Annotated in this window: 15 protein-coding genes; 8 read left to right on the forward strand and 7 right to left on the reverse strand. The window is 58.1% G+C overall.

All coding sequences use genetic code 11. The features are described from left to right. Window positions 1-33: 33 nt before the first annotated feature. Together Pan189_RS11595 and purD are read right to left on the reverse strand one after the other, a co-directional pair. Entirely contained in the window at window positions 34-1,935 is a 1,902-nt protein-coding gene (locus tag Pan189_RS11595; protein ID WP_145364074.1) for a 3-oxoacyl-[acyl-carrier-protein] synthase III C-terminal domain-containing protein, read from the reverse strand. 126 nt (window positions 1,936-2,061) lie between these two features. Beyond that, on the reverse strand, window positions 2,062-3,336 hold the full coding sequence (purD, locus tag Pan189_RS11600) for a phosphoribosylamine--glycine ligase (protein ID WP_145364075.1): 1,275 nt from the start codon (window positions 3,334-3,336) through the stop codon (window positions 2,062-2,064). Window positions 3,337-3,788: 452 nt separating this feature from the next. On the opposite strand from purD, the gene Pan189_RS11605 reads away from it, so the two are divergent. Beyond that, window positions 3,789-4,793, forward strand: a complete 1,005-nt coding sequence (locus tag Pan189_RS11605) for an aspartate-semialdehyde dehydrogenase (RefSeq protein WP_310820361.1) — start codon at window positions 3,789-3,791, stop codon at window positions 4,791-4,793. 74 nt (window positions 4,794-4,867) lie between these two features. Here Pan189_RS11605 and Pan189_RS11610 read toward each other — a convergent pair whose 3' ends face one another. Continuing rightward, window positions 4,868-5,428, reverse strand: coding sequence for an REP-associated tyrosine transposase (locus tag Pan189_RS11610; protein WP_310820362.1), 561 nt, complete (start codon window positions 5,426-5,428; stop codon window positions 4,868-4,870). A 132-nt stretch (window positions 5,429-5,560) separates the two neighbouring features. Then, window positions 5,561-5,995 carry a DUF1622 domain-containing protein gene (locus Pan189_RS11615; protein WP_145364077.1) on the reverse strand — a complete coding sequence of 145 codons (435 nt, stop codon included), beginning with the start codon at window positions 5,993-5,995 and terminating at the stop codon, window positions 5,561-5,563. Window positions 5,996-6,064: 69 nt separating this feature from the next. On the opposite strand from Pan189_RS11615, the gene Pan189_RS11620 reads away from it, so the two are divergent. Both Pan189_RS11620 and Pan189_RS11625 read left to right on the forward strand, forming a co-directional pair. After that, a complete protein-coding gene (locus Pan189_RS11620) occupies window positions 6,065-6,757 on the forward strand; it encodes a type 1 glutamine amidotransferase (RefSeq protein WP_145364078.1) in 693 nt (230 codons plus the stop codon). Continuing rightward, complete coding sequence (locus Pan189_RS11625; RefSeq protein WP_145364079.1) at window positions 6,757-7,446, forward strand: hypothetical protein; 690 nt, start codon at window positions 6,757-6,759, stop codon at window positions 7,444-7,446. The genes Pan189_RS11620 and Pan189_RS11625 overlap by 1 nt, the downstream gene beginning before the upstream one ends. 17 nt (window positions 7,447-7,463) lie before the next feature. Here the strand turns inward: Pan189_RS11625 and Pan189_RS11630 are convergent, their stop codons facing one another. Further along, window positions 7,464-8,819, reverse strand: a complete 1,356-nt coding sequence (locus tag Pan189_RS11630) for a 6-phosphofructokinase (protein WP_145364080.1) — start codon at window positions 8,817-8,819, stop codon at window positions 7,464-7,466. 225 nt (window positions 8,820-9,044) lie between these two features. Then, window positions 9,045-10,316 carry a diaminopimelate decarboxylase gene (locus tag Pan189_RS11635; protein ID WP_145364081.1) on the reverse strand — a complete coding sequence of 424 codons (1,272 nt, stop codon included), beginning with the start codon at window positions 10,314-10,316 and terminating at the stop codon, window positions 9,045-9,047. 503 nt (window positions 10,317-10,819) lie between these two features. Here Pan189_RS11635 and Pan189_RS11640 point away from each other — a divergent pair. The 4 genes from Pan189_RS11640 (at window position 10,820) to hemA (ending at window position 16,888) form a co-directional block, all read left to right on the forward strand. Then, on the forward strand, window positions 10,820-13,042 hold the full coding sequence (locus tag Pan189_RS11640; protein WP_145364082.1) for a hypothetical protein: 2,223 nt from the start codon (window positions 10,820-10,822) through the stop codon (window positions 13,040-13,042). Between the two features lie 421 nt (window positions 13,043-13,463). Then, a complete protein-coding gene (locus tag Pan189_RS11645) occupies window positions 13,464-14,516 on the forward strand; it encodes a sigma-54 interaction domain-containing protein (protein ID WP_145364083.1) in 1,053 nt (350 codons plus the stop codon). A 147-nt stretch (window positions 14,517-14,663) separates the two neighbouring features. Further along, window positions 14,664-15,524, forward strand: a complete 861-nt coding sequence (gene ccsA / locus Pan189_RS11650) for a cytochrome c biogenesis protein CcsA (RefSeq protein ID WP_145364084.1) — start codon at window positions 14,664-14,666, stop codon at window positions 15,522-15,524. A gap of 29 nt (window positions 15,525-15,553) precedes the next feature. Continuing rightward, complete coding sequence (gene hemA / locus Pan189_RS11655; RefSeq protein WP_310820363.1) at window positions 15,554-16,888, forward strand: glutamyl-tRNA reductase; 1,335 nt, start codon at window positions 15,554-15,556, stop codon at window positions 16,886-16,888. Window positions 16,889-16,969: 81 nt separating this feature from the next. Here hemA and queA read toward each other — a convergent pair whose 3' ends face one another. Next, on the reverse strand, window positions 16,970-18,064 hold the full coding sequence (queA, locus tag Pan189_RS11660) for a tRNA preQ1(34) S-adenosylmethionine ribosyltransferase-isomerase QueA (protein ID WP_145364085.1): 1,095 nt from the start codon (window positions 18,062-18,064) through the stop codon (window positions 16,970-16,972). A gap of 63 nt (window positions 18,065-18,127) precedes the next feature. Between queA and Pan189_RS11665 the strand changes: the two genes are divergently transcribed. Beyond that, window positions 18,128-19,282, forward strand: coding sequence for a glycosyltransferase family 4 protein (locus Pan189_RS11665; RefSeq protein WP_145364086.1), 1,155 nt, complete (start codon window positions 18,128-18,130; stop codon window positions 19,280-19,282). Window positions 19,283-19,397 lie beyond the last annotated feature (115 nt).

Genomic DNA, 19,397 nt, shown 5'->3' on the forward strand with positions numbered 1-19,397 from the left:
AAGCGGCAGCGCAGGCCGAAGCCCGTGACTGTTTTAACTGTTGCCAAGTTCTTCAAGCTGCAACGCGTAAAGACGCGCGACGACCTTGGCTGCCTTTACAATTTCTTCCACCAAAGACGGTGTAAGAACTCCCGACTGCACCGTCGCATCCAGCCTTTGAAAATGAATGTCATCACTTTCCGAGTGATACATCAAGAATGAAACTTGGGACTCATCGAGGTCGAGTTGATCACGGATTCGCTCACCCCAGTCGCGTGCGACGCTTCGGCCCAAGCCTTCGATGATAAACATCGCCCCCACGAGATCGAACGGGTTTTCCCGGCTGGCTCGACTGAGGATGTACTCCGATAGCGCAGCACTTCCGATGTTCTTCGTACCGGACTGAATTGTCTCAAGCTGGCCGCCGATCGACACGTAATCTCGCTCGATCATTTCGAAATCGCGATGCTCATCGCTCGAATGCCCGATGAATGCCGAACGAATCGGAAAGTTCTCCGACGTAACATTGGAGGCCGCGCGGGAAATCCACCGCGATCCGTCAATGACCTGTTGCCGTAAATTAAACAGCAGTTCCCGGTATTCCTCGATCGTTAACCCACCATTATAAATTTTGCTGACGATTGGCACATCTCGGAGACGATTTTGGAAATCGTTCCACACAATAGCCAGTTGCCGCACTAGTGTGTGCTCAAGTTCGCTCCCGCAAGTTTGAATATCGGGTACCGGCGGCACTCCGTTGGCATGAAGATTCCGGCTCTTGCCCGCATCCCCTCGCTTATCGGCCTCGTCACCGGCATCTTCCCCGATAACTTTCAGAACGACATACCCGAAGCTGAATCGCCCACTCTCCGGCACGATGCACAGTATCCGCTGCCCCGCCTTGAGTTGGCCACTTTGAAGAAGACCGTCGATCATTACCGGGAACGCCGCGGAACCGATATTGCCCACCGTGGCGAGGTTGCTGAAAATCCGGTCTTCCGGAATGGGCATTCCGCCGCGTTCGAAAAGCTCGAGCGCCTGCTCGCGAAAAATATGTGACGAATAATGAGTGCACCACCAGTCGATAGAGTCGGGCTTAATCTTTTGGGCTTCGACCAACTCAAACACACCTGAGACACACATTCGAACGACATCGGGAAGCAGGTCGACCGTTTGCTGCAAGTTAATAGCTCCATCGGAAGACGCCGCCTCGTAAGAGGGATAATCGAGCCAACTTTGGGGAACCGGCTCCGTTCGATTGGCCTTTCTTCCCACAAACATACAAGTCGGGTATTGATGCGCGTATGACTTTAATTCGATGTGCTCAATGGCCAAAGAGAGTTCGCGTGGGCGAGGCCGATTTGAAATTAAGAATGCACCGGCACCGTCCGAGAGCATCCACCGAAGAAATTCCGTTTCGAACGGCAAGCGTTTTTCGGCTCCGTACCCCTGCGCTTCGAACCGGGATGCCTTCATCAGCCGACTGGCGAATTCGCTGGCAACCATGACAGCCTGTTTTACGTCGCCGCCACGGACGGCCATCGACGCATGTCTCAGTGCGGCCACGCTGCTTGCACAAATTCCGCCAAAAGAGGCAATCTCGCAAACATTCGCTGCCAATTCGCCATGCACCATGCTGGCGAAACCAGGCAGCGGGAGGTCGGCCTGCGATGTCGCGGCCGCGAGAAGTTCAATCGAATTAAAGTCGACGCGGCCATGAGTCAGTGCTGCCCGCACTGCCTCGGCGGCCATTGCTGCATTACTAATCTGCGTTTGCTGGGCAGAATCAATAGCGTAGTACCGCTCAATAATTTTATTCTGATTGAGCACGCGATCCCGAGCGCGAGAAGGCCGTCCGCCGATCAGGCCCAATCGCTCTTCAATTTCGTCGTTTTTCACTGGCTCGCCCGGGAGAAAGCGACCCGTCGCCGTGATGTAGCTTTGATTATGAGCCATTGGGATTTTCGGACGTATTACTCAATCTTCGGTTATTCAAATCAAGGAAAGAGCCTGCAGGCAAAGTTAGAATGCTAGATTGGGCGGCGATTATTGATCGCTCTTAGCCCACCAAATAGCCACCCGCTAGGCTCGCGCCTTATCTGAGATATCCTTGCGGCACCACGCGCCCTGCCAACGAATTTTCTTAACCGCGGAATAGGCCTGAAGTTTTGCCGAGGTAATGTCGTCTCCGAGAGCGGTCACGCCGAGAACGCGGCCGCCGTCGTTAACGACCGTATCACCACGAATCTTGGTCCCCGCATGAAAGACCTTCACGTCTTTCATCGCGTCGGCTTCTGCAAGTCCGCGGATGGGATGCCCTTTCTCGTATTTGCCGGGGTAACCTTCGGACGCCATCACCACACAGACGGCCGGGCGAGAGTCCCAAGTCAAGTCGGGCAGGTTATGCAATTTGCCGTCGGCCGCAGCGACAAGTACGTCAATCAGATCGGTCTTAAGCCGCGACAAGACCGGCTGTGCCTCCGGGTCACCGAAGCGAACATTGTATTCGAGAACTTTCGGCCCCTGACTCGTCAAAATTAAACCGGCATAAAGCACGCCCTTAAACGGACGTTTGAGCCGTTTCATTTCATGGACGGTCGGGATGAGAATTTTGGAATAAATGCGTTCCATCATCTCCGGCGTGACGATTGGGGCGGGGGAGTAAGCTCCCATCCCGCCGGTATTCGGCCCTTCGTCATCATCGTACGCAGGCTTATGGTCTTGAGCGGTCTCTAGCGGCAAGATCGACTTTCCGTCGATGATCGCGAGGATGCTCGCTTCCTGACCGACCAATTTTTCCTCTATGACGATTCGCCCTCCGGCATCGCCGAACGCCCGGTCGACCGCGATTTCACGAACCGCCGCGAGTGCTTCGTCCCGACCGGAACAGACCATAACTCCCTTGCCCGCGGCCAGACCGTCTGCCTTCACGACGATCGGCTCATCCTCGCGCTCCTCCAAATAGGTAAACGCTTCACGAGCCTCCGTGAAGACTTTGAAATCGGCCGTCGGCACGCCGGCCTGCCGCATCACCTGCTTGGCGAACGCCTTGCTTCCTTCGAGTTCTGCCGCGGCCTTGGAAGGACCGAACACGCGTAACCCGGCGTCGACGAGCGCATCGGACAATCCAGCGACAAGCGGGACTTCCGGCCCGATCACGGTCAGGTCGAACTTTTCTGAAGTGGCGAACGCGATCAGTTCGCGGACGTTGTCAGCCGCGATATCGACATTCTGAACATCGGCAGCCGTCCCAGCATTGCCCGGCGCGCAGTAGACCTGTTCGACTTTCGGCGATTGCGCAATTTTCCACGCGAGAACATGTTCCCGACCGCCCTGTCCCACCACCAGTACTCGCATCGATTCGGCTCCCGCCGTTTGTAGGCCGCTCCGGTCCGTCAGACCGTGCGACCGTCGTATTTAGCTCGTAAGGCGTGCAGTATATCGCCTGCGGCCCGTCGTCTGTAGCAGCCCGATTGCGACAGCTTGGCTCCGAACCGATCATTGAGACTCGGCGTCCGGGCGGATATACCGTGCCGTTCGGTTATTTGAGCGTGATACCCAACTTTATCTGCCCTACCAGTTGCGCATACCGTCTGTAGAGGAGTGGCCCGGACAGCGTCCGGGCGGCGAAGCCGCAAGAGGATTTAGCTACCGATCTCGAACGGCTTTTCAGGCATGTTCCGTCGGCATATTTGAAGCTGAATGCTCTTGTCGCTCCGCGACCCGGACGCTGTCCGGGCCACACCAGGCGGGGATATGTCAGCACGTAGCGGTTTTCGCCTTAGGCTTGTGAATTTCTGGAGTTCGTTGTGATCAAGACAGTGACCGTCGTTGGTGCTACCGGGGCCGTCGGCCGCATCATTATCCGCCTTCTGGAAGAACGCCGATTTCAGGCGGAGAAGTTCCGATTTCTCGCCTCGAAGCGAAGTGCGGGCAAGACGATCGAATTTCGCGGCGAGCCTCACACGATCGAAGAGCTCACCCACGATGCGTTCGCCCCCGACGAACTGGTTATCGCCTCGACCCCAGACGATATTGCCGCCGAGTACCTGCCGCACGCGATCGAGGCCGGCTCGCGTGTCATTGATGAGTCGGGCTATTGGCGGATGAATCCCGATGTCGCGCTGGTCGTGCCGGAGATCAATCCGCAGGCGGCGCTCGACGCAAAAGGCATCATCGCCAGCCCGAACTGTTCAACCACGCAAATGGTCCTCGCCCTCAAGCCGCTGCACGATGCGGCCAAGGTGACCCGCGTGATCGTGAGCACCTATCAGGCCGTCAGCGGAGCGGGGCTGCAGGGAACGGCCGATCTCGAAGAGGGAAGCCGGGCTCATCTCGCCGGACAGGCTTATACCTACGAAGCGTTTGCGTTTCCGATCGCCTTCAATGCGATCCCACAGATTGGCTCTTTCAAGGATGATGGCTACACCAGCGAAGAACTGAAGATGGTCCGCGAAACGCGGAAGATCCTCGGCGACGAGTCGCTGCAGATCAACGCGACCTGCGTCCGCATCCCCGTCGCCAACTGCCACAGCGAGACGATTACCGTTGAGACGGAGCGGCCTGTCTCGCCCGAGGAAGCGCGGGAACTGTTCTCGAATTTCCCGGGGCTCGAAGTCATGGACGACCTGTCGACCGATCTCTATCCGATGCCCGCGACCTGCACCGACCGCGACGGCGTCTACATCGGCCGCATCCGCCGTGACATCTCGCACCCCAATGGCCTCTCGTTCTGGTGCGTCAGCGATAATCTCCGCAAGGGAGCGGCAACGAACGCGGTGCAGATCGCGGAATTGCTGTCGAAGAGCAGTTAGTTTTTGACGGCTTGGGTGGCGGGGCTGAACCGAAGGGCCAGCCCCGTAAGTGCGATGCCGATCACTCGCCCCGCCTACGGGACACCATAGAGCCACTCGGGAGGGATTGGATCGACCAGAATCGGCGCTGTTCCAGAGCCGATCAGTTGAGCGGCGCTCGACCATTCCCAATCGATCGCTCGCCGACAGAGTCCGCGCCGAACCGGGTTTTCGTGAATATAGTCGATCATCGTTGACAGCGTCTTCGGTTCGTAGACATTGCGATCGTACCCGGCACCCTTCTGCCAGAAGCGACGGCGAACTTGTGCACCTGAGCGAACGCTAATTCGCTCAAGCCATTCCGGACTATTTTCTGTAAGGTAGGCCACGGCCTTTTTGGCAACTGGCTCTTTGATGGCCTTTCGCATCACAGTCACGTCATGGTCCTGGCGACGAGGATGGACCATAAGATGCACGTGCTCCGGCATCACAACGAACGCCCAAAGGTCAAACTCCCACCGCTTGCGAGCGGCGTCGATCGACTCGCGGAGCCAGTCGCGTGTGCGGTTCTTCGTGAGAAACGGATAGCCGCGATAGCACGAGAACGTCAACTCGTGCGCGTGGCCCGGAAAATTAAGCGTGCGACGCGACTGCATGGTCAAAAGTGTAAAAACGATTCGTAGACGACGCCACTTCCGTCGATTCGATCGCTGATAGGATCGAAACTCTACCCTCCGGGGCTGGCCCTTCGGTTCAGCCCCGCCACCCGGCATATCTCAAAGCGTCAGTCACGCCTCCTCGCCGTCTTCCTGCTGCCACGGCCATTTGCCGGTCATTTCGACTTCAAGGGTGAAGCTGAGAAACGTTCGGATCGCCACGATGATCGCGAGGACGCCGACGCTGGTGAAGCTGAGTTCGACGGCGACCGTGTGAATGATATCGGCGGCGACGAGTAGCTCGAGCCCGAGCAGAATGCCGCGGATCAGCCGACTTCTGGTCTCCCGGAAGACGAGGCGGGAGTCCTTTGTCGTGGCGGCTCGCCAAATGCCACGCAATAGGGCGTGGAATGAAAGAACGACGAGCAACGTCAGGCCGACGGTTTCGACGATTGCCGCCGCCCACTCCGCCAGCGGATGCACGAAACTGGGTTTCGCCCAGCTTCCGTACGCATCACCGTTCGATGTCAGGTCGGCCAATAACGATGGTATGATCGTGTCAAACATAATGCGCTTATAAGGAGTCCGCCTTGCGTTGTCAGCCCGCGGCGGTCGTTCCATTACGAGGAGAGCATCATGCAGAGAATCCATGTACTCCAGCACGTCCCGTTTGAAGGCCCGGCGGCGATTGCGGATTGGGCGCTGGAGCGCGGGGCGACGGTTGCCGTCAGTCACGTCTACCGCGGCGACCCGCTGCCGGCACTTGACGAGTTCGACATGCTCGTGGTGATGGGCGGGCCGATGAGTGTCAACGACGAAGCGGAGCACGACTGGATCACCCCGGAAACCACGTTGATTCAGGCGGCGATCGAGGCCGACAAAATTGTGTTCGGCGTCTGCCTGGGGGCGCAATTCATTGCAAAAGCGCTCGGTGCATCGATCTACAAAGCATCAGAAAAAGAGATCGGATGGTTTGCCGTGCGGCGGGTTGAGTCGACCAAGCCGGAAGCGTTTGCCGGATTTCCGGAGACGTTTACCCCCTTACATTGGCACGGCGAGACATTCGATCTGCCGGACGGTGCGATACGACTTGCGGAGACCGATGTCTGTCCGAATCAAGCGTTTCAGTACGGCCGACGCGTGATCGGTCTCCAGTTCCACTTGGAGGCAACGCCGGGGAGTGTCGCCTCATTGGCAGAGAACTGCGGCCATGAGATTGGGGACGGGCTATTTCAGCAAAACGTAGAGCAGATCAGCGACTGTCATGAACTTTGCGACAATGCTGGACAAATCTTGCGGTCATTGCTCGAATACCTCAGATCCGCTTAATGTCTTCTGACAGTTCATCACTGCTGAAATCACATCACTGCTCAACTTTCACGATCAAAATGGCAATTGAGATGACCTGCCCGCACTGCGGGCGTCCTTACAAGTTTGGCGACGACAAAGCGGGGAAGAAGTTCCGTTGCAAGAAGTGCGAAAAGCCGGTCACGGTCCCAGAATCAGACCCTTGGGCCGAAGATTTCAGCGAGGACTTCAGTGATATCGAATCGGGACCGGCGGCTCGGCCGACTCGCCGGAAATCGGCCAGTCCGAAAAAGCGAAAGAAGAAACGTCGTCAGGAATACGACGGCGGTGTCGCGATCGACACGCTCGTGCCTGCGATCTTCCTTTACCTGTGTGCCTTCGCCTCAATCTTCTTTCAAGCGTGGGGGCTTGTGGGCTCACTTGCCGGACCGCCTCCACGCCCGCGGAATCCGAACATCGATCCGCAAACACTGCAAATGTACATATACCTGGGCATGGCGATCTCCTCGTTCGTGTGGATCGGCGGGGGCCTTGTCGTCGCCGCTGGCGCTTACAATCTGCACCGACACTTTTCACGGGGTTGGGCGATGACCGGTGCTATTCTTGCCTGCATCCCGGTTTGCGGGCCGCTGTTGGGCCTATCGCTGCCGTTCGGGATATGGGCGTTGATCGTAATGAATCTTAAGGATGTACGCAGTCGCTTCGACTAATCGAAGGGCGTTGCCGATCACCGATTCGAAAGCACATCTTCTGGAACATTATCGGCCGCATTGTGAGATTCGAGGAAACGGGCGAGCTTGTGGAAGTCGCAGTCGGTCTTGATGAACCGGACGACGGTGACAAGTGTCTTCGGATCGACCAATTCCGCAAACGGCACGTAGTGGAGATCGAGCTGACCAGCGACGGAGACCATCACGCTCGTTCGCCGTTCTTCAACTAGTGCGCGGTAGGCTCCGACGCCGAGTTGGCTGCCAAGCATGACGTCGAAAGCGTGCGGCGGAGAGCATCGGCTTTCATATCCGAGTTGCAGCGGTTTCACACGTTTTTTGATGCCGGTCGCTTCGCGGTACGCCTCTTCGACACGTTCGGAGAGAATGCGTGAGAGGTTGATCTGGCTGATCGAGATGTGCCCGTGGGCGTCACGGGGGACGTCTTTCAGAGAGTCGGCTGAGAGCAACTCGGCCAGACCCTCCGCCACACAGATCACGCCGTACTCTTTGCCGTCCTCTTTCTGCCGGGCCATCATCGTGGCTACTATTCGCTGCACGACGGCGTCGATATCCATGATCTTTCGTTGACGAGATTCGCCGTTCTCGTCGACGGTTTCGGTGGTCTCGTAGTCTCCGACGATGTCCTCCACGCTAATGACAAGACTCGCCCCGCCCGCGATCGCCGCCCCATAGGCGAGCCAACCTGCGCTGCGACCCATTGTCTCGACGAGAAAGTAACTGCGATCCGAAGCAGCGTCTTCGGCGAGGTTGCGAATTTCGTCGGCGAGGACTTCGACGGCGGTGAAGTAACCGAACGTGAAATCGATCCCGGCGTAATCGTTGTCGATCGTCTTGGGAACGTGAACGACTTTGATCGGCTTGCTGCCCGCGGGCAGGTGCTCTTGGAACATCGCAAATTTGTTGGCGGTCTTCAGCGTATCGTCGCCGCCAATCGAGACGAGAGCGTCGACCTCCAACGAACACAGCGCCTCATAGACGGTCTTCATCGGGGCGGTGCGCTCGGCGTCCTGAAGGTGCGCCGGATCGCTGATCTGCTTCCCCGGATTGGCCCGCGCGGTACCGATCATGATTCCGCCGGTGATGCGGGCGCCTTCGAGTCCCGGCAGGTCGAACCGCATATAGTCGCGGCCCTCCTGCATCGGATTGTCGGGGCCGAATTCCATCAACTGCGAATAGCCGTGCTTGATGCCGATCGCATCGACCCCGCTGCGGAGGAAGGCGTTCGCCGCGGTGGAGATCACGGCATTCGCACCGGGAGCCGGCCCCCCAGAAAACAACAATGCGACGCGGCGGATGTCCGTTTCCGGGGCGGTCGGAGGGGCGAGTGAAGTTGATTTGCTATCAGAAGACATGGGCGAGCACTCCCAGCGTGTCAGAATCCTTAAATTGTTGAACGTGCCATCGTAAGAGAACGGTCACAATCATCAAAACGTGCCGGGAGCTCGAACTTGCGAGCTGCGCTCGCGGGTGAGAGGTTAGAGGTGAGTGGCCCACCCGCAGACTTCTTCCCTGACCTCTCATCTCTAAACTCTAAACCATTCCCGCAGCGAATCGCGGCTTAATACGCACGGGGACGTCTATTGGCCGACCGCGGCTGTGCCGACGCCGCTGAAGTCGAGTGTGGAGAAATAGTCGTCGAGGGTCTCGGCCCGACGAATCTCTTGAAGAGAACCGTCCTCGCGGACGAGTATCTCGGCCGAGCGGAGCTTGCCGTTGTACTGAAAGCCCATGCTGTGCCCGTGGGCCCCGGCGTCGTGAATTACCACGATGTCGCCGCGCTCGGTTGCAGGCAGCGGACGGTCGATCGCGAACTTGTCGTTGTTCTCGCACAGCGACCCTACAACGTCAAACTCTCCGATGGGCGCGGCGTCTTCCTTGCCGAGTACGCTCACATGGTGATAGGCCCCATACATGCCGGGCCGCATCAGGTTGGCCATGCAGGCATCGACGCCCACGTACTTCTTGTAGATATCTTTCGCGTGGACGACCTTCGAGACGAGGACGCCGTACGGGCCGGTCATGCAGCGACCGTTCTCAGTGAGGACGTCAAGCGGATCGAGTCCTACCGGTACGATCATTTCGTCGTAGGCCTGCCGAACACCGTCACCAATGACTTCGTAATCAACCGCGGTCTGCTCCGGACGGTAGGGAATCCCGATGCCCCCGCCCAAATTGACGAAGCTGACCCTGACGTCGTGCGACTCGGCGAGTTGAATCACAAGTTCGAACAGCATCCGAGCCGTCTCAACGAAGAAGCTCGGGTCCAATTCGTTCGAGGCGACCATCGCGTGCAGGCCGAAGTACTTCACGCCGCCGTCGCGAGCGATGCGATAGCCTTCGAAGAGTTGTTCGCGCGTGAAACCGTACTTCGCTTCCTCCGGCTTGCCGATAATGACGTTCCCCTCGCGAAGCGGTCCGGGGTTGTATCGGAAGCACAACGTCTCAGGCATGCCGATATTTTCGGCGAGGTAGGGCAGGTGACTGATGTCATCGAGATTGATCACCGCCCCGAGTTCGTCCGCCTTGGCGTAATCCTCGGCGAGCGTGTTGTTCGACGTGAACATGATGTCGCGTCCGCCGAGGCCGACCCGCTCACTCAGAATTAACTCGGCGAGGCTGGAGCAGTCTGCCCCGCACCCCTCTTCAGCTAGCATCTGCACGATGTGCGGGTTGGGCGTGGCTTTGACGGCGAAGTATTCCCGAAAGCCCGGATTCCAGGCGAACGCAGAGTTCAATCGACGGGCATTCTCTCGAATACCTCGCTCGTCGTAGAGGTGAAACGGCGTTTCAAACTCGGAGGCTGCTCGCCGAATCACATCGACGGAGAAGGGAAGCGGTTTGTCAGACATGGGAGAACAGGCCGGCAAAGAGCGGTGAAATTTGAGTACGCGTCGTAGTCCGTCGGACGAGGGTATCATACCCGACAGCGCGCAACGGCTATGGAATGAGCGCAGCGAGACATCGTAGGTTCGCCGCCACCGGTCCGCCACCGAAGGATCGGTTGCGAGCGACCGAATGCCCGAAGGCATCAGAGACCGCAAGACCGTCACGACCGACAACCGAATTGCCTTGTCCCGCCCTCGCAACCACGACACAGCGAAGGACATCGACGCGGACGCCGATTGTTCCCGTAGCGGATTCCGAACGAATTGGTAGCGCGCAACGAACCGGTACTGCTTGCATCGCCCTGTTGTAAAGCGGGGAAGGTTGGCAGTTTTGCGTTGTCTTTCCCGGATAACCCGCTTTACGATGCCAAGGGCCAAGACGTGATGCCTGTTCGGGGCGACTATCGAAGTCACTCGGTGCGGCTTCCCATCCTTAGACGACATCCGGGTTCGGAAAGACTCAGTTCATGCGCCGTTCGGCCCGCTTGACGATTCTCGCCCTCAGCTTTCTGCTTCCCGCTTCGATCAGTTCGATGGCGTCGGCTCAGAATACCGATCCGCTTCCGTCCGGTGAGGCACTCGAAGAATCGCCGCTGCTGACCGAACCGGAGACGCCGACCGCCTTGTTAGACGCTGTCGACCTGATGACGCGACTTGGGCGCCCGAGACTGGCCAAGGCTTATCTGCAGCAATTGCTTGAAGCTGATCCGGACGATGACACCCTTCTGAAACTCAGAGACGAGAACGGACCGGCCGTTTTCGCCAAACTCGCGAACAACCGCGACCTCGCCCCATATGGGGGGCGACTTGCCGACCGCGTGACCGAGGCGTTCCGACGGCGCGGAAGCGACCCGGCGAGGATCAACTCGTTCATCGACGACCTCCAGAAAGATCCCTCGGTTGCCGGGCCGGCACGTGAGATTCTGATTTCCGGTCGCGAAACAGTTGTGCCCGCGCTGGTCGCTCGGTTGGCGAATCCGCGACCGGGCGACGACATCTCTGATTTGGTGGAGATATTGGGCCGGATTGGCGAGCCGGCACTCGGTCCGCTCCATGCCGCGCTGACTGCGACCGACCCGAATGCGGCCGGCAGAATCGTCGAGGCCGTTCGTCGGATTGGAAGCAGTAAATCCGTTCCTTATCTTTCGATGATCGCGTTCACGCCGGAGCGTGCTCCCGGCCTCAAAATCAATGCCCGGGCGGCAATCAGCGATATCGTTGGCAAAGATGGCGTGGTACCTCGTTCGGCAGCCGACGCATCGCGATTGCTGATCGACGCGGCATTGCAAAGATTTGAGCAGGCAGGACGTGCAAAAAGCGGCGCTGAAGACTCGATCGTGTGGGTCTGGAGCGATACTGCTCGCGGCGTCGGTGCAGTCGCGATGTCACCGGCACGGGCCGCCTCTTACGATGCCGTCCGCTTTGCTGAGGAAGCCTTCCGCCTGACGCCGGAGTCACGGCAAGCCATGGTCGTCTTCCTCGCCACGTCGTTTTCATTGAAGGGACGTGATACGGGCTTGGGCAAACCGATGCCCACTGGACCGGGAACGGTCTTCGACATCGCGCTGAGCGTTGGTCCGCAACTGAACGCCGAAGCGCTCGACCTGGCCCTAAAGTTTGGAGACGCTTACGCAGCGACCGGCGCGCTGAGTGTGCTTTCGCGAAATACGCGGGCTTCCGACCTCGATACGACCGTCGGGCGATCACTACTGGCCGCCCTCGATTCGTCCTCGACGCGTGTCCGACTCGGGACTGCCATCGCGATCCTGAAGATGGACCTTGATGAGCCGCATCCCGAAGCGCATCGCGTCGTCGACATTCTCGGTCGACAGTTGAGGACGGAAGAGAAGACAGCGGTCATCGTCGATCCAAATCCCAGTCGCGCCGCGACCGTTGCCGGCATGCTCAACGGGATGGGCTATATGACGATCGTCCGAAGTACGGGTAATGGCGGCTTCACTGCCGCGGCTGAACAGAGCAGCGGTGACATAACGCTTCTTAATTTAAATGTCAGCCGCCCGACGCTTCGAACGATGTTGGCTGCGTTTCGAGCCGACAGCCGAACGAAGGCCATGCCGATCATTGTTTACGGCCCCGGCGAGTTGCGAAATCGGGTGGAAGCCATCACCTCGCGTGAAGAGCGGGCAGAGTATCTGACGTACACCGACGTTGCCGGTGCATTTTTGCGACAACTTCGCCCGGTTGCCCGCGAACTTCAGGAAGAGCCGGCCTCACCCGAGGAGCGGGCGGAATTTCGAGACGCTGCCGCGTTCTGGCTCGCGAGGATTGCACTGACCGGTCGTCAGAACGCCTACCCGCTGCAAAGAGCCGAACCCGGACTCCGCGAGGCCCTACCCGATGTGAAGCTCGCTCCGAATGCGGCGTTCGCCCTGGCCGCGGTCCCCACGCCGTCCGCTCAGGGGGCACTGGTCGATGCGCTCAGTTCCCAGCAAGTCCCGGAGGTCGACGAGGATATTTCACGAAGCCTGGTCGAACACATCAAGAGGTTCGGGGTTCTTGTGGAAGGTGTCCGTGAAAAAGCCCTCAAGGATTTGATCAAGAACCCGCCCTCACGAGAGGTCGGCACAATCCTCGCTCCGATTCTCGGGTTGGAGAATCGCGATCTCGATTCGAACTCCGAGCAACTCGAGCAGCTTCTGGGGCAGCCGCTGCTCCCCCAAGGTCCGTAAGGGATTTTCCGCCACGATCTACGGCGCCGACCGGCGTAAGTCTCAGGTCGAGAGTCGTGGTCGCGCATCGCCTCGCATAGTGCCTGCGACTGTCCAATCCGGTCGACAAGATCGGCTCGGGCGAATTGGACGTGCTGCGAAGCAAGAGTTTACCGCTTCTCATGCGCATTTCGATGCATCTTCAGCCGCCGCAGACCGCCCCACGCATCGCCGCCTACGCAGTAGTCCGACATGCACAATCTTTAAGCAATCCGCCCAGCCTCTTGACATAAACGCGAATCTCAACTCGTGTGATCAGCGAGATCAAATCCGAAGCCGTGCGAATCGCACATTTTTTCGACGCAACGCTTAACAATCGAGCTTCCAATCGACTACAATCTCGGTGGAATTACCTGCTTCGAAGTAAACCGTCGCCCGCCCCATGAGCCTGCATGCCCCGATCGAGCAAGACAGCGCTTCGTTTGAGGGCATGTTCGGCACGAGCTCGCAAATGCGAGAGGTTTACGCGTTGACGCGGCAAGTCGCCGGCTCATCCGCGACGGTCCTGCTGACCGGCGAAACGGGGACGGGCAAAGAACTGATCGCCCGAGCAGTCCATCGTCTCAGCCACCGAGCCAGTGGTCCATTCATACGGGTCAACTGCGGGGCGTTGGCTGAAAGTTTGCTCGAAAGTGAGCTCTTCGGGCATGTGAAGGGTGCGTTCACGAGCGCTAACGAAAACCGCACCGGGCGTTTCGAAGCCGCCCACGGGGGAACGATCTTTCTCGACGAGATCAATTCGGTCAGCCACCAACTGCAAGTCAAGCTGCTGCGAATTCTCCAAGAGCATGAGTTCGAACGTGTGGGCGACACGAAGACAATTCAGGTCGATTGTCGGATCGTAGCTGCGACGAACCGCGATCTTCTCGATGAAATCGACGAAGGGCGGTTTCGAGAAGACCTTTACTATCGTCTGAATGTGATTCCGATCGACCTTCCGCCTTTACGCGAACGCAGCGACGACGTTCCTGAGTTGAGCCGGCATTTTGCAAAGATTTACGCCAGCCAAAACCGTCGTCCCGTCCCCGCGATCGACGACGAGGCCTACTCCTATCTCAAGAGTTACGCATGGCCCGGTAACGTGCGGGAACTACAAAATTACATCGAACGCGCGATCGTGCTGGGCGACGGGAATCGAATTACGGTCGATTTGCTTCCTCCCCACGTTCGCGGTGTCGCGCCCGCCCGCCGGAAGCGGCCGCAGGGGTCGGAACTGGAAGACCTCTGCCGAGACTTCGTCGCCCAAAGGATTGAGGAAGTCGGGCACGATGGAGCGCTGCACGATGCCGTCGTCTCCTACGTGGAGAAAGAACTGATCGCCAATGTCTTGCGAAGCTGCCACGGCGTGCAGACCAAAGCGGCGACAAAGCTTGGCATCAACCGGAACACGCTCCACAAGAAGATCGACGAGTATCAACTCGACGAGACTGGCTGAATTCGCTGCAAACAGAATTCGCTCCAAACAGAATTCGCTCCAAACAGGGGGAAAGACGGCAGCCCCGGGAATTGAAGCGAAAACCGACGGCTGCTTCGACCCGGCCCTGACGGTATAATCGCGGGACACAAGTTCCGCGGGACCGTTATGTTGCAAGTCACAATCTTTTGCTTCGTCGCCAGCTACGCGGTTGCGTTCGCGTTCGAAGCGACGCGGCTTGCCAAGTCGCACGCGATCCTGCGGGTCATCGCGATCGGCTTTACGGCAGCCGGCCTGCTGGCCCATTCGCTCTACCTTTACAACGTCAGCCAGAGTTCAGAGCTGCCCCCGCTGCTGAGTTCAACTCAGGACTGGCTGCTCATGCTCGCTTGGACGGTCAGCGCGTTTGCGCTCCTCATTGCGGCCTTGGATCAAAAGGTGGCATCAGGATTGTTCCTGCTGCCGGCCGTGCTGGCACTTGTCGGATCTGCACTACTACTCAGTGGCGAACCTTCGGTACTTATCGCGTCCGCCGATGAAGTGGACCACGTCGTCACCCGACGCTGGGTGATGCTGCACGTGTCGCTGTTGATGCTCGGAATCGCCGGGGTTGTGATCGGCTCGGTCTTTAGCCTGATGTATCTGTTCCAGCATCGCAGGCTGAAGCACAAACAGGCTCCCACGGGTCGAATCAACCTGTTCAGCCTCGAACGTCTGGCCCGCTGGAATCGATGGTCGGTGCTCGTTTCCGTGCCGTTGCTCACACTCGGCTTGGCAGCGGGTTATGTTTTGGGAGCCGTCGCCGATTATGACGGAGAGAATCTGACGTTTCTCGATCCGATTGTCGTGGCCAGTTCGCTGGTCTGGCTCGTGCTTGCGGGTCTGTTGGGGTGGATCCTCCGCTCAGAGACAGCCAGCGGTCGGACGATCGCATTTCGTACCCTGCTCGCGTTTACCCTGATGCTCGTCACCCTGCTCGGACTGCAGATTTTGTCCGGCGGGCTTTCTTTAAACAGTTGGCACAATTAACCCGACCAAGACTCGGAAAAATCCGCTTCGTGGAGCGGCAGAACGTCCCGGCCAAATCACCTTCGCTCGGCGAAATGAACTTCAACGTCGTTTATTGTAATCATCAGTCGGCAGATCTCGAAGTCCGAGAGCGGCTCACGCTCTCGACCGAGGATCAATTTCAGCGCGCCTACGAAGCACTTCTTTCGCGATTTCCAGGCTCGGAAATGGTGGTCCTGTCGACATGCAATCGAGTCGAAGTCTATTCAGCCGAACCGGACGGACGGCAAACGCCGCGGCAGTCGGACGTGGCAGAATTTCTCTCCGATTTTCATCAAATCCCCGTCAAAGAGTTCGCGGATGACTTATTGGAACATCGCGGGCCGCAAGCGGTGAGGCATCTGTTTGAAGTCGCGTGCAGTTTAGACAGCATGGTTCTGGGCGAACCTCAGATCATTAACCAAGTCAAACAGGCTTACGAACGAGCCTTTCATTTTGAAGCCTGCGGGCCGTTAACACACACCTTGTTCCAAATGGCCTTTCGCGTTTCGGCGCGGGTGCGAACCGAAACCCGGTTGGCCGAGGGACGAGTCTCAATCGCCAGTGTCGCGGTCGGCGAATTCGGCCGAAATATATTTTCGCGATTCGATGATAAACGCATCCTTGTCATCGGGGCCGGCGAGATGGCTGAGGAGACGGTCCGCTACCTCAATGATGAAGGTGCCCGCGAGGTGACCGTCGTGAATCGCAGCCTCGACCGTGGAAGCGCTCTGGCTCAAAGTGTCGGAGGGAAGGTCCGGCCCTACGAAGAGCTTGATGAGTGCCTGCAAACTGCGGACATCATCGTCAGCGCGACCGGTGCCGATTACGCGATCATCGACTATGAGCGATTCGCCCGTCTCCGAGCATCATCCGACCGTCGAACGATGTTCATACTCGATCTCGGGACACCTCGAGATTTTGATCCGCGTATCGCCGCGATCGACGATAACGTCTTCCTCTACGATGTCGACGACTTAAAAGCCACTTGTGATCGCAACCGCAGGCTACGGCATAAAGAAATTGAGAAGGCACACCGGATTATCGAGGCCGAGACCGAACAATTTATGCACGAGGTGTACCACCGTGCGACCGGACCGGTCGTTAAACGCCTGCGTGAACAGTGGCATGATATAAGGCAGCAGGAGGTCGACTTGCTCCTGTCGAAACTTTCTCATCTGGGAGAGGAAGATCAGGCGGCGATTGAGAGGACGATTGAACGCATCGTCAATAAATTGTTGCACCCGCCACTTGAGGCTCTTAAAGCCGAGGCCCGCGTCGGTCCGCCCACGGGCTTAATGGAAGCACTGAAGCGACTATTTCACTTGAGCGACTCTGCTGATTAATTTTGGCAGAAATTTTTATCGCTTCGGCAGATTCGTCCCGCCACCTGCCTTCGATCTTAACTCAGCACAAGATTTCGTCCGCTATATGATCAGCATCGCATCTCCGTAACTATAGAAGCGATAGCCCTCCCTGATCGCTTCCTCATAAGCCCGCATGATTCTCTCATGCCCGGCGAGCGTGCTCACGAGAACCAGCAGCGACGATTTCGGTAAATGAAAATTCGTCAGCAACGCGTCGACGGCGTGAAACTGATGACCGGGCCGAATAAAGAGGTCTGTCTCGCCAGCGAAGGAACTCAATTCACCTGACGCCGAGGCCGATTCGAGCGTCCGCACGGAAGTCGTGCCGACCGCAAACACGCGCCCCCCTCGACTGCGACAAGCATTAATGGATTCCGCGGTTTCTTTGCTGAGCACGCACCACTCGGAGTGCATGTTGTGGTCGTTTAAATTGTCACAGGCAATCGGACGGAAGGTTCCGACCCCCACGTGCAGTGTGACATACTGGAGGGTCGCCCCCGCTTGCTGGCAGCGGGAAAGTAATTCTGGCGTGAAGTGAAGCCCCGCTGTCGGCGCCGCGACCGATCCCGGCTGCCGAGCATAAACGGTTTGATAGCGTTCGGTGTCCTCGGCTGAGGCATGTCCGTCGCGAATGTACGGCGGAAGAGGCACTGATCCGAAGCGGTCCAGAACCCCAAAGACTTCATCGGAGTCGGAAATCCTCTCACCATTGACTACAAATGCGACGATCCACTTGCCGTCCTCGGCACGTTCTAGCAGTTCCAGTTTCAGCGCAGACCCGTCTTGCTCGTCAGGTCGCTTGTGCGGGGGAGTGACTTCGATCCATTCGCCGGGATTTAATTTACCGCGAGTTTGGCTGAGAATCTCCGCAACCCCGGCATCACGGCTCCTTAAGAAAAGGCCCTCCCATTTGCCGCCCGTCGCCGCGCGAGTCCCATACAATCGGGCCCGAATGACGCGGGTGTCGTTGAAGACAAGTACGTCGTTCGGGCACAAGTAGCGGGGAAGATCACCGATCGATCGATGTTCGAACTCTCCACTCGATCGATTGACCACCTGCATCCGCGCAGAATCCCGACGCGCGGCGGGAGTCGCTGCGATACGATCGGGCGGCAATTCATAGTCGTAAGCCGCGATTTCGTTCAAATCACTCATGGGCAGATGGTAGCGAACGACTGATTTCGAGGGCAGGCACTCAGACTTCCGTCGGCAGGTTTGATGAAACTGACTTTTTGCATCACCGAACTTGACCCCGGAGGCGCCGAACAGGCAGCCGTGCGGATCGCGCTCGGGTTGGCCGAAATGGGGGTCGACGTCTCATTCGTCTGCCTGAAAGGCCACGGCGAACTGGGAAAGGTACTCGAATCGAACGATATTCCGGTGCAGTATCTTGAAGCTCGCAACCGTTTCGACGTCGCCGTAGTGCATCGCCTGACGCACGCACTGCGCCGCATTCGCCCCGATATCGTCCAAACGTATCTCTTCCATGCCAATATCGCCGGTCGGATCGCGGCTCGTCGCGCCGGAGTGCCGCTGGTCGTATCGGGAATCCGTGTTGCGGAGCGACGGAGAGTACCGTACCTGTGGATCGACCGGGTCACGGAACGGCTCGTCGATCGCCACATCTGCGTCAGCGAGTCGGTGAGGTCCTTTTCGATTGAAGCCGGCAAATTGACGCCGGACAAATGCGTGGTCATTCCGAATGGAGTCGACTTCGAAAAGTTTGCGGACGCTAAGCCCGCCGATCTTTCTAAGTTCGGCATTCCACCGAATGTGCCACTGGTCCTTTTCGTTGGTCGGCTCGATCCCCAGAAACGTCCCGATTGGATTCTTTCCGTACTTACGATCAAATCGGCGGGACCGCTCTCTGACTGCCACGCCCTCTTCGTCGGCGAGGGGCCCCTGTATGACAACCTTCAACAACAGGCGAACCGAAGAGGCGTTGGTTCACGAGTTCACTTCTTGGGACGACGCAACGACGTAGGTGAACTAATGAAGTCATCGACCGTCTTGGCCCTCCCATCGGCTTGGGAAGGAATGCCGAATGTCTTGCTTGAGGCCATGGCCTCAGGTCTTCCGGTCGTCGCAACGGCGGCGGAGGGCATCACAGAGTTACTCGGCGATTCCGACTTGGGTTGGGTTTCCGAACTCGATTCGTTGAAACGGTTTGCAACGAATCTCAAATCAGCGCTCGATCACCCTGCGGAACGGAACCTGCGAGCAAAATCTGCACAAAGCTATGTTCAGAAAGAGTTTACGTGGGACCGCGTCGTCCAGACTCATCTCGAACTATACAGTTCGCTACTAAATCAGGCCGAGAATCTGAGATCGAACGTGACGACCGACCGACTTCCGGAACCCCCGGAAAAATGATCCGAAATTTCCAATTCGGTTCGGTGTAACAGCCTGCGTTCATCGGGGTGCCGACCTGCCGCCAATTGCGCACGCATTCTATTGACCGGCTGACGGCGACTGTTAGATTCTGGCG

Origin of the sequence: Stratiformator vulcanicus, from assembly GCF_007744515.1 — a bacterium.
Taxonomy (GTDB): domain Bacteria; phylum Planctomycetota; class Planctomycetia; order Planctomycetales; family Planctomycetaceae; genus Stratiformator; species Stratiformator vulcanicus.